This is a genomic window from Pelorhabdus rhamnosifermentans (assembly GCF_018835585.1).
In the GTDB taxonomy this organism is placed as follows: domain Bacteria; phylum Bacillota; class Negativicutes; order UMGS1260; family UMGS1260; genus Pelorhabdus; species Pelorhabdus rhamnosifermentans.
In genome coordinates, this window is record NZ_JAHGVE010000003.1 from 154,826 (window position 1) to 166,012 (window position 11,187).

Genomic DNA, 11,187 nt, shown 5'->3' on the forward strand with positions numbered 1-11,187 from the left:
TCGAGAATGATATATCTAAGTTAGTTTATTTAGGAGGAAGATGGGTGCTTAGTGATAGGGAAAAAGTAGAGTATGATATACTCAGAATAATAAGAGATGCTGCAGGACAGCCCATGGGCTGTGGCTCCATTGCAATCAAATTACAGGCAGTAGGTTATTCTTTCAGTGAAGCTACAGTCGGCAGGATCTTGCGGGATCTTGATTTCGCTGGTTTTACCCAAAAAGCAGGTTTCCGTGGACGGAATTTATCGAATATAGGGATAGACAGATTGGCTGAACTTAAAGAGAGGGAGCGCCAGTTTAAATTTGGCGAAGAACTGCTGGCTGCAGTTCAAGGCCATAGCAAGGAAGAATTATTGGAAGTGTTGATTGCGCGAAGAGCAATCGAAAGTGAACTTGCTTATCTTGCTGCCAAGAATGCCAAGCCGGATGAAGTGTGTAAGCTGAAAGCAGTATTGGCTCGGCAGTTTTCAATGTTGAAAAACGGCAATAGTGCGGCGGCTGAGGATGTTAATTTTCATAACCAGATTACAAATATGGCGCGCAATCGTGTACTTGCAGCTGCTGTAGCTCTGATTAGGCAGGATACCATGTTACCGCCAGTGATGGAGCAAATTAAGCGCCAGGTTCATAGTTTGCTGCATGTTACTGACCATCAGAAGATTGTCGAAAATATAGCAAGTGGTAACGGAGAGGGCGCCAGAGCAGCCGTGGTGGAAAATATTAATAATCTCATTGCCGATGTGGAGAAGTATTGGGAGACCATCGATCAATTAAATTAAGAGGTACTGTCTGATTTTTTGAGTAAGCTTTTATTTTGTTCTCAATAAATTTGTTCGTGTATGACAGGATGTGGCAATAGCGTCTGAAATAAAGGTTTGTGGTATGTGATAAAAGGGGACCCTGCGAATCGCAGGGTCCCTTATCCACTACTACAGATATGCTTATGGTGTGATATGAGTAGAAAGAAGAATAATTGGTTATTGATGACTAAAACTAATATAGACTAAATTTGATTCATAATTATAGGGGGCAAGAAATTAACCAGTGCAAAGTAGGGGACAATTTGGTTTAAATTATTTAGGGAAAGGAGGCTATTATGGCGTATAAACTAGTTTGTATTGATGTTGATGGGACTCTTTTGAATAATAAGCATAAAATTACAAAAAGAACGAAAGAAATACTATTGAAGGCCCATAAGCTGGGTATTCATATTGTGATAAGTACTGGACGAATATATACGGATGCCGAATATTATTCGGATCTTATTGGTGTGAAGTCCCCAGTGATAGCATCAAATGGAGCCTTCATAAAAGAAAGAAATAATAATGAAGTTATTTACAAGGATGTTCTTGGCGAAAGCTTATCCCTAGAACTGCTGAAAATATTTCATAAGCATCGCATAAATCCTTATTTTTGTACTCCATATAAGTTTTATTATGGAAATATCATGTTTAAGCTTTTTAATGTTGCAACTAAAATATTAGGCGGGAGAAGCAATAAAATAGATATCGAGTACGTTTATTCTTGGAAACGCTGGCAAAAAGTATTGTATAAAGAAAAGGATAATATCGTAAAATGCGAGATTATTTATAGAAATCCATCTTTAATTAATGAATTGCGAAAGGAACTAAAGAATATAAAAGAGTTAGAAATCGTCGATTCTTCAAAATATAATATTGAAATTACCCGCAAGGGAATTTCCAAAGGAAAAGCAGTAGCAATGCTGGCGTCATTTTACAATCTGAAGCGTGAAGAAATTATAAGCATAGGCGATAGTGAAAATGATTTATCGATGATAGAATACGCCGGTATGGGCATTGCTATGGGAAATGCTTTAGATAGCGTAAAACGAAAAGCCGATTATATAACAAATTCTAATGACAATGATGGAGTAGCCAACGCCATAAATAGGTTTGTTTTAGAAAATAAATTTTAAAAAATCGTATTACCTCTACAAGAATAAGCTAGAGCATTTGCCGCTTTTATTCCACTGCTTAATGCTCCTTGCATCCAATGCGGTTGAGTTGAAATGTGTTCACCGGCAAAAAATAATCTGTTATTATATTCCGGCTGTGCCATCGCGTATAAGAATAGGCTTTTTTGCTGGGGCTGCATAGCGGCAAATGCCCCATAAAAAGGTTCTTCACGATTCCACTGAACGGTTTTGAAATCTTCAACTACTGAATCGAGGTATCCTTCTGTAAGGCCATGAACGGCCTCTACTTGCCGTTTAATTTCTGCAAAACGCAAAGTATCACTTAGATTTCCTAATCGTACTGCATCCAAACTCAAATTATATGAAGCCAGCAGCACGCCGGGATCTTCCGGTGAGCACATGGGCTTAATAGTCCATGTGTCAAAAGGAGATTCTTGCTGATATACCCGGTCTTTTCTGTAATCTTTTAAAATGCATTCAGCATGATCCGAAGGATACCAGATCATTGAAATAGGCAAATCAGTATAAGAACCACCGCCAACGATTTGTGTATTGGGACCGCCTGTTTCCCAAAAACGTCTATTACATAAGAAAAGAGTTTTCTGTGCGACTTTATAGTTCACTTCTCGTATCGCTTGCATCTTTTTATCGCTAAGTAGTGGGTTGATTTCTACTGTACGCAGACTGGAAAATGGGATGGCGCAGATTACATAATCAAAGTGATCATAAGCTATATTCAGATGCCTGTTCATGTGTTTTACTATCACTTGGTTATTTGATCTAGACAGATATATTCCGTTAACGCGATTTCCCCTTTTCCATGTTATTTTTCCAAGCTTATTGTTGGGAATATCCTGGTATTCGTGGGGAGCCACAGAAATCAATGACTTATAAAAGGCCAAGGGAAGATTTGCAGATCCGCCTATAATTTCATATAGAAATGAAAAAATCAAGGGATAGTACTCAGCCAATACTTCGGTATCGCTATCATAATAAGCGGTGCCAGTAAGAGGGGCAATACTTGCGCTGAGGGATATAGCTGGCTGGCTCAGAGGCACACACTCCAATTGCTGGCGAAAATTGATGCTGTTCCAGTATTGTATCTGAGGATGGTAATAAGGTTTAATCTCTAAAAGTTCTTTTCGCACGGCTGGTGCCATCTGATACAAGGGAGCACTTAGAAAATCGAATAGTTCGTCCCAGGGAGTATCTTTTTCCCATGACCGCAAATTGAATTCAGGATAAATTTTTTTCATAATATCTTTATTTCGATTGCGAGTACGCACATTTCTCACAAATATAAAGGAATTTCCGTTCTTCTGTACGAAAGGGCGAGTATTCAATTTAAATATGTCTATATAGTGCCAGACTGTATTATGGCAAACAGGTATACGCATGGGACCAAACTCGCCATAAAGTTTTTTCAGCTTGTCAAAGTGATAGGTATAGACCCTGCCGCCGATTCGCTCTTCTAATGCTTCTAATATTGTTATATCACAGCCGAGTTTGCGTAATTCAAAGGCTGATGCCAGACCTGCTAATCCACCACCAATAATTCCCACCTTAACTCCCGCAAATGATCCAGGAGGTGTAATGGTTGTAATATCCACCGGAGGCTCCAGTAGTTTTTTTATGTTACCAAAATCTTCTGGACGGTTTACATTGTTTAAAGCATATTGCAGGATTTCGTTTCGTTGCAAGGAAGAAGGATTATTAGGTTGCAAAGGGTGTGAGTATAATGGCATCAAATTCAACCTCCTTTGAAACAGAATAATCTTAAAAAAATATTCTTGGATAATTATATTAAAGTTCTTAGTAAATATGAGCCAAAAGCATTAATAATTTAAGAATGATTTTTAAGGAATGGTAGCAGAGGTTGGGTATTTTCCACTACTCCTACTAGGGCAAGAATCGTCAATAATATTTTTTGTGGTCCTAAATAGGAGTTGGTTGGGTCAAACCATTCATCAAGAGAATGATTTTGCCCATCCAATCCACCTCCGCCCAAACGGAGCGACGGTATACCCAAACTCATAGGATAATTCGCATCTGTGCTGCTAGCCGGGCTTAATTCAGGATCTTTGCCTAAAGCAACTGTTGCAGCATAAGCTGCTTGCACTATTTTTGAATTTGGGCATTGCTGTCCGGCGGGTCTATCGCCCACTAGTTTTAAATTAACGGTTATTTCATTGCTATTCCATCGAGCATTTTCTTCGGAGCTAGCTTCATTGATACAAGCGAAGATATTTTTTTCGAGTTTTCGTAATTCTTCGTTGCTGTTGGAGCGCATATCTATTAGCATAGAAGCTGCTGCGGCAATAGAATTTACTGAAGTACCTCCAGTTATGGTGCCAACAGTGAAGGTAGTTTTGGGCTGTTTCGGGGTGTCTAAATTTGCAATTTTAGCAATCGCTCTTCCTAAAGCATGGGTTGCACTAGGTAGCCCGAAAGCGTTAAAACTATGACCGCCTGGCCCGTGATATGTAATTTCGTAACGGCGACTTCCAGTGGCCAGATAAGTTATCATATTTAGCCTTGTTCCGTCAATCGATATAAATCCGTCAATATCTTGGTGATTGTGGAAAAAGTTTTTTACTCCACGAAGATTGCCGAGACCCTCTTCTCCTACGGTTCCGCCAAAAATTATGTCTCCTACGGTATTGATTCCGGTTGTATTTAGGGAACGGATGATAGAAAGTATTACTGCCAAGCCACGCGAATCATCCGCAATACCAGGCGCATAAAGGCGATCTTCTTTTTTTTTGACAGAGGTTTTCGTACCTGCAGGGAAAACAGTATCTAGATGTGCAGAGACAAAAAGTTTGGGCCCAGTTCTGGAGCCTTTATAAAGGCCAAAGATATTTCCTTCGCTATCATTCGTAACATTTTTGAGTCCAAGATCAGTCAATCGTTTCAAGTAATAATCTGCTCTTGCTTTTTCCTGAAAAGGGGGAGAGGGAATTTCCGTGATGTTTTTTTGATCAGAAATAGTAGCTTTTTCATCGGTAACAAGAAAGGAAAGGGTATTCTGGACCAGATGGCAAGACATGAGTTGGGTATAAACAGCTTTAACTTCAGGGGAAATCTGATACATCTTTTGGGTTGAAAACATTTAAAACTCCTCCTGCTTTGGATTATTTGGGTGATGGCATGCAATCAAGTCATAATTTTTGAATTTAGTCATACATTACAATCTTCTTATAATATTGTAATCCAACCGTTGGAGATTTTATATAAATAACTCAATACGGATAATAAGAAAGAAATCTCTGCTGAATTTTGTATTAATTTCGCAGGGATTTCTCTTTTATATGGGAAATATGTACTATAAAGTTATGGTACCAAAGAGTGGAGGTTTGTTCCATGGCGGTTACTCTGGATGGAAAATTGGTTATAGCGATTTCTTCTCGTGCTCTTTTTGATTTAGACGAAAGCAATCAGATATTCGAAGAAAAAGGAGAAGAAGAATATACAAAATTTCAGATTGAACACGAGGATGAACTATTAAGTTGTGGTGTAGCATTTCCTTTAATAAAGCGACTATTAGCACTTCGTGATCCCAAGACAAAGCAAAATATGGTAGAAATAATATTGATTTCAAAAAATGATCCTAATACGGGACTAAGGGTGTTTAATTCCATTGAACAACATTGTTTAACGATTACTAGAGCCGCATTTACAAGGGGAAGATCTCCTTATAAATATTTAAAAGCTTTTAATGCCGATCTATTTTTATCTGCTAATCCCGAAGACGTAAAATTAGCACTTCAAAACGGATATGCAAGTGCAACTATTTTTACAGGTGATTATTTAAAGAAAAGTGAAAAGATGGACGAGACTATGGATGAAATTAGAATCGCCTTTGATGGTGATGCCGTAATTTTTAGTGATGAGGCCGAAAGAATAAATGTTGAAATGGGACTGGAAGAATTCAAAAAAAATGAAGCGGAAAAATCTGAAATACCTTTGACTCCAGGTCCATTCAAAGGATTTTTAACTGCTCTAAATAAATTGCAGGATACTTATAAACATTATGATAAACGACCAATTCGAACAGCTTTGGTTACTGCGAGGAATGCACCGGCACATAAAAGGGCAATAAAAACATTGCGAGCTTGGGGGATTGGGGTTGACGAAGCATTTTTTTTAGGTGGGTTAGACAAGGCATCAATTTTGGAAAGTTTTGATCCACATATATTTTTCGATGACCAACATACTTACTGTTTAAATGCATCTAAAGTGGTACCAACTGGTCATGTACCTAGTGGTGTAAAAAATGATGAGTAAGATGGTCAACAATGAGGTAATCAAAATATATCGGCAAGTATTGATCAAAATACATGGCGGGATTGGGATTTGATGTTCAATGGGCGTGGCTATGCCGAGTAAAGATTGTTAAAATTTTGTGAATGTGAGGTGAATGGATATGAAATATCCATATGAGAATAAGGATATTCAGATATTGTCCGAGAATCACGAGGATTCAGTGCCTATCCCTGATAAGAGTTACCGCAATCTGCGAGCTGACTGCGGTAACTGTTTTGGTTTGTGCTGTGTTGCACTATACTTTTCGTCTATGGAAGGTTTCCCAATCGATAAAGATGCAGGTCAGCCTTGCCTTAATCTGCAACCAGACTTTCGCTGTTGTGTTCACAAAAACCTCAAGGAACAGGGACTTAAAGGGTGCATTATTTTTGATTGCTTTGGCGCGGGACAGAAGGTTGCCCAAGTCAGTTTTGGTGGACACGACTGGCGGAAAGAACCAGAATCTGCGCAGCAAATGTTCGAGGTGTTCCTAATTATGCGGCAACTGCATGAGTTGCTCTGGTATTTGACAGAAACGCTGACGTTACAACCAACCCGTCCTATCCATGGTGTTCTTAGCACCATGCGCGATGAAACGGAACGACTTACTCATCTCAGTCCTGACTCTCTCCTGAAACTGGACGTAGCAGTACACCGAGCCAAGGTTAATACACTACTCCAAAGAGCCAGTGAACTTGTGCGATCTGAAGCCTGCTATGGAAAGAAGGCTTATTCGGGGCATCAGAAGACTTTCGGTCAAAGACCCGACCTTGTTGCTGCCGACCTCAGAAGAATCGACCTTAGAGGAGCTGACTTGAGAGGAGCCTGTCTTATTGCTGCCGACCTTAGAGGAAACGAGCTGATTGGGACTGATTTCATTGGAGCTGATTTTCGAGATGCTGACATCAGAGGAGCCAACCTTACGAAGAGTATCTTTCTTACCCAAGCCCAAATGAATGCAGCGAAGGGGGATGCGAGCACAAAGTTACCCTCGTCTCTTACTCGCCCAACGCACTGGGGCACATATAGACCCGTCGTCTATAAATAAAAAGTAAACACCTGTAAATTAAGGCTTCAAGAGTATTAGCTCTTGGAGTTTTTGCTCTTTTAAGGGGAGATTCATTTGTTTTATTGTTTAATTTAGAAACGAATGATTCCGCTACTTAAATTTACCTGATAAGCGGATGACTAAATAAGTAGCTTATGTATTACTAACAGCGGCTTATTGGCGTTTATAATCCACTTATCAAGTAATGGTTGGTGTATCTAGAGAAATTTGCTAATATAAAAGTAATCTAAGTGACAGTTTGCATTGGTGAGGAGGAAGTGGTAAATGGCGACTTCTGACGGCAGTCAAAAGTGCATGAATAGCACCATTTGGAAATGCATGAGTTAATTAATAGTGAAAACCTTTTGCCAATATAATGGTATTATTACTAACTCAGAGGATATCAGTTGGATGAGAAAAGTTAGCGATGGACTCGCTGAACCAATTGGTGAAAAGAGGTTTGGAAAGTAAAGAGGTGATGCTATGAATATTCGTTTGTTTTGCTCTCGTGCTCTTCGCTCGCTGCTGACAGAGCACCTGATTTCTAGGGGGCTAGTTGTGGGAGAAGCTGGTGATGTGGCGTTAGTAGAACGAGGTCAGGAGGCACCGGAACAAGGAGTGGTTATTAATTTTTCACCGGAGGACTTGGGACATTTGACAGATTTGTTCGATACATTGGCTGGGCGTCGGGATGGTCTGCGTCAGGTGATTGGCGGCTGGCGTGAGAGTAAAGATACTTATGAACTGATTCCCTATGATCAGATTTTATATGTTGAAGCCATGGGAAATTCAGTATATCTTGTTAGTGCTACTCAGCAATTGAATGTTAAATTCAAACTTTATGAACTAGAGCATTCGCTCAGACCGAAAGGTTTCATCCGCATTAGCAAATCTCTTTTGGTGAATATTGCAAACGTCAAGGAAATTGTTCCCTGGTTTGGCAGCCGATATGTTCTTCACTTGACAAATAACAAGGAATTAGAAGTATCGCGGACATATGTAAAAGATTTCCGTGTATTTCTGGAACTATGATTGGCGAGGAGTGTAAAAGATGAATCAAACAGAGAATCTTCAGGCTTATGCTTGGACAGCCGTTGCTTCTGGATTTGTTGGCTTACTAGTGGGAGCAACTGCACTGCTGGTACAGCTTTATGAGCCAGTAATGCTGCGTATTTTAATGTCGTCCATTTTGGCGGGTGCAGCTATCGGTACTTTTATTCGAGGCATTTGTCTATGGATGGCTGGTCAAAACTATCGAAAGTCGGTGTTTCACTGGATTTTCATATTTTTGATAATTGGAATTGGTACGATGATTGCGACCGAGTGCATTGGCAGACTACCGTTGGGAAAAGTCATTATTCTGGTAGTGATAGCAGAAATATTCGGTATGGCTGTAGCCTATGCCAATTATCGGCAATTTATCTATATCAATAAAAAATTACGCAAAAAACGGGAACAGTTTCGTGATCAGCGTTTGTCGCAAATAGAAGAATAATGTTAAGCTTTGCGGTTGTGAAAATTATGAAGTGAGAGGTATCGTTATGACTAGGCAGCAAATTAGGAGAATGTTGATGTTGAGTTCGTTTTTGCTATTCCCGATAACGATGTATTATTTTTCACCGGTTTTGATAATTATGGGCGCTGTGCGTGGTATTATTACCGGAAGTTTCATTATGTTTATGGTTATGTTTTTAGTAGCTATTTTCTTTGGCAGAATAATTTGCGGGTGGATTTGTCCGGCGGGCGGGCTGCAGGAAATATGCACCTCGGTAAATGACAATCGGGTTGTGGAAAAAAAGTATAATAAAATTAAATATTTGCTATGGTTTCCATGGCTAAGCGTAATAGTAGCCTGTGTTTTTATTGCAGGCGGGTTATATACGATTGATCCGTTTTTTGGAACAAAATTGGGAATATCTATTGCAGAGCCTTCGGAGTATATCATATTTTATTTCTTTGTAGGATTAATTGTAATTTTATCAATTACTATCGGGCGGCGCGGGTTTTGCCATTGTGTGTGTTGGATGGCACCATTTATGATTATTGGTAATAAATTAGGTGCATATTTACGAACCAACTTTATTAGGATAAAAGGCAATAAAGATAGGTGTATTAATTGCAAAGTCTGTTCTAGTAAATGTGCTATGAGTCTTCCTGTTCAAGAAATGGTTCAAAATAATTCAATGGAGAGTGCGGAATGTATTCTATGTGGAGTATGCGTTGATGCATGTCCTAACAAAGCAATTTCATTTGCAGTAGGTCCGAAATTCGGTAAAAGGACTGAATCCTCTTCCATATCTTGACTTTTGCGGTCCCACTTCGGTAAATAAATATGTAGCATGTGAATCTTCTATAGAATAGGATTTTACAGGCTTTTTGAGTTGCTGAAAAATGTGCTATGGAATGGCAAACTGAATAATCCTTTTTGGTCTGCCGCCTTTATCAGGGGAGCGTTTGCCTACTTCAAAGCAATAATTATGCTGGACTAACTTTGCAATCATTCGATTTACAGTTCTGGGGCTGACTTTTAGGAGTTCGGCCAGCTCTGTTGAGGTGAATTGATTCTTTCCCTGGTGTTTTATTATACTGTGCAGCTGAAAAATGGTTGTGACACTAATCATGGTTTTGTCGGAAATGTCAAGGAATTTTTTGTCAATTTTAGTATCTAGATCAGGTGAAAGCTGAGAATTCGGGTGCCTGATGGGGCCGATGATGTTCTTTTTATCATAGACAATAAAAGCGGCATCGCCGCCTAGACTGCTGGCGCGCCGCATGCCCAACCTAGCGCTGGCTTTGGCTTCCTGCGCGGTGGCGCCATAGCCAATGCCTAGACTGATGGTGCTGGCGGTATGGTTTTTGACAGAGTGCAAAATTTCAATATTTTCGAAGTTATTTGTTACGCTTTCTAATAGGTATTTAGTGGAAAACAACAGATATTCCTGAACGCTAACTTCGACTACGGCGGCCTTAATATGCTGGGCAAATATGTAGATTTGCCGCGTAACATTAGTACGGTCAATAATATACTGGTATTCATCATCATTAAACAGCGAATATTCATTGGGCCTGTCAATTTGAATATAGAGTGCGGCAATTTGACTTTGCTGGCTGACTTGAACAAGATGATGCAGCTGAATTTTGTGCAGTGCCTGACGAATGGTGCTACCCGTAGGCCTTAGAAAATAACAGGGAATATTTTTAGCTTTAAGCCGCTGGTGGACGGCATAAAAAGCAGTGATGCAGCAGGAAGCTTTTTTATAGATATAGTTTTGTTCGTGAAATTGATAGACCAAGTCGACATAGTTTTCTTCATCGGGATGATCAGGTACATAAAAAATTTCGGCGTTTAAATAGTTAGTTCCCAATTCCATACAAGTTTCCTGCCACTGCCTTTTGTCAAATAAGTCCATACTAAGGCGAGAAATAGAATATTCGTTGGACAGGCTAATCTGCAAAAGTACTTGCAGTAAGGAAGACCCGTTGCGCGCAGGATATTCCCAGGGAATAGTCGGAGTAACATACTTTTCTGTATATGCCATAGCCGTCTTGCCGGCAAATAACAGTGCATTTAATTTATTTTGCTGGTCTTTAATCAAGGCGGGGATCTCGATAAACGATTTATAGATATAAGGAACGGGTTCGATTTGAGAAAATTCTTCTTTGAGTATGGGCATAATTTTATCTGCAATTTCTATTGGCATAGGCATACCTAGCTTCAAATACAATCACCTGCTCAAATATATTTAAGGACAATATAAAGAACTATTAAAGACGTGGTATTCCGTATATAATAGCATTAATAAAAGACATTGTAAATTTCGTGTCTGCATGCCATACGAAATGATGCACTTTTTTAATTTAATAATACAGGCAAAGAAGCCGTTAGCACATATGT

The 11,187-nt window shown here is 39.4% G+C and carries 10 protein-coding genes; 7 read left to right on the forward strand and 3 right to left on the reverse strand.

All coding sequences use genetic code 11. From position 1 onward, the window contains the following. The first annotated feature begins 44 nt into the window (after window positions 1-44). Both Ga0466249_RS27480 and Ga0466249_RS05605 read left to right on the forward strand, forming a co-directional pair. A complete protein-coding gene (locus tag Ga0466249_RS27480) occupies window positions 45-782 on the forward strand; it encodes an FCD domain-containing protein (protein ID WP_215828459.1) in 738 nt (245 codons plus the stop codon). Window positions 783-1,099: 317 nt separating this feature from the next. Next, entirely contained in the window at window positions 1,100-1,939 is an 840-nt protein-coding gene (locus Ga0466249_RS05605; protein WP_215828460.1) for a Cof-type HAD-IIB family hydrolase, read from the forward strand. Here Ga0466249_RS05605 and Ga0466249_RS05610 read toward each other — a convergent pair. Then, window positions 1,936-3,684, reverse strand: a complete 1,749-nt coding sequence (locus Ga0466249_RS05610) for a flavin monoamine oxidase family protein (RefSeq protein ID WP_246588511.1) — start codon at window positions 3,682-3,684, stop codon at window positions 1,936-1,938. The two genes, Ga0466249_RS05605 and Ga0466249_RS05610, sit on opposite strands and share 4 nt — an antisense overlap. 98 nt (window positions 3,685-3,782) lie before the next feature. Beyond that, window positions 3,783-5,051: a M20/M25/M40 family metallo-hydrolase gene (locus Ga0466249_RS05615; protein ID WP_215828462.1), complete on the reverse strand. Its 1,269-nt coding sequence runs from the start codon at window positions 5,049-5,051 to the stop codon at window positions 3,783-3,785. 251 nt (window positions 5,052-5,302) lie between these two features. On the opposite strand from Ga0466249_RS05615, the gene Ga0466249_RS05620 reads away from it, so the two are divergent. From Ga0466249_RS05620 to Ga0466249_RS05640, 5 genes are all read left to right on the forward strand, one after another. Next, window positions 5,303-6,226 (forward strand): 5'-nucleotidase, encoded by a 924-nt coding sequence (locus Ga0466249_RS05620; protein WP_215828463.1) that lies wholly within the window; start codon window positions 5,303-5,305, stop codon window positions 6,224-6,226. 601 nt (window positions 6,227-6,827) lie between these two features. After that, a complete protein-coding gene (locus Ga0466249_RS05625) occupies window positions 6,828-7,292 on the forward strand; it encodes a pentapeptide repeat-containing protein (protein WP_215828464.1) in 465 nt (154 codons plus the stop codon). 483 nt (window positions 7,293-7,775) lie between these two features. Continuing rightward, window positions 7,776-8,324 (forward strand): LytTR family DNA-binding domain-containing protein, encoded by a 549-nt coding sequence (locus Ga0466249_RS05630; RefSeq protein WP_215828465.1) that lies wholly within the window; start codon window positions 7,776-7,778, stop codon window positions 8,322-8,324. A gap of 19 nt (window positions 8,325-8,343) precedes the next feature. Beyond that, window positions 8,344-8,787 carry a hypothetical protein gene (locus Ga0466249_RS05635; protein WP_215828466.1) on the forward strand — a complete coding sequence of 148 codons (444 nt, stop codon included), beginning with the start codon at window positions 8,344-8,346 and terminating at the stop codon, window positions 8,785-8,787. Between the two features lie 76 nt (window positions 8,788-8,863). Next, on the forward strand, window positions 8,864-9,595 hold the full coding sequence (locus Ga0466249_RS05640) for a 4Fe-4S binding protein (protein ID WP_215828467.1): 732 nt from the start codon (window positions 8,864-8,866) through the stop codon (window positions 9,593-9,595). A 93-nt stretch (window positions 9,596-9,688) separates the two neighbouring features. On the opposite strand, the gene Ga0466249_RS05645 is transcribed toward Ga0466249_RS05640, so the two are convergent. After that, window positions 9,689-11,011 carry a helix-turn-helix domain-containing protein gene (locus Ga0466249_RS05645; RefSeq protein ID WP_215828468.1) on the reverse strand — a complete coding sequence of 441 codons (1,323 nt, stop codon included), beginning with the start codon at window positions 11,009-11,011 and terminating at the stop codon, window positions 9,689-9,691. Window positions 11,012-11,187 lie beyond the last annotated feature (176 nt).

Coding starts and splice junctions, on each gene's coding strand:
- Ga0466249_RS05635 (WP_215828466.1), top strand. CDS start 8,344: ATGAATCAAACAGAGAATCTTCAGGCTTATGCTTGGACAGCCGTTGCT.
- Ga0466249_RS05640 (WP_215828467.1), top strand. CDS start 8,864: ATGTTGAGTTCGTTTTTGCTATTCCCGATAACGATGTATTATTTTTCA.
- Ga0466249_RS05630 (WP_215828465.1), top strand. CDS start 7,776: ATGAATATTCGTTTGTTTTGCTCTCGTGCTCTTCGCTCGCTGCTGACA.
- Ga0466249_RS05620 (WP_215828463.1), top strand. CDS start 5,303: ATGGCGGTTACTCTGGATGGAAAATTGGTTATAGCGATTTCTTCTCGT.
- Ga0466249_RS05615 (WP_215828462.1), bottom strand. CDS start 5,051: ATGTTTTCAACCCAAAAGATGTATCAGATTTCCCCTGAAGTTAAAGCT.
- Ga0466249_RS05605 (WP_215828460.1), top strand. CDS start 1,100: ATGGCGTATAAACTAGTTTGTATTGATGTTGATGGGACTCTTTTGAAT.
- Ga0466249_RS05625 (WP_215828464.1), top strand. CDS start 6,828: ATGCGCGATGAAACGGAACGACTTACTCATCTCAGTCCTGACTCTCTC.
- Ga0466249_RS05610 (WP_246588511.1), bottom strand. CDS start 3,684: ATGCCATTATACTCACACCCTTTGCAACCTAATAATCCTTCTTCCTTG.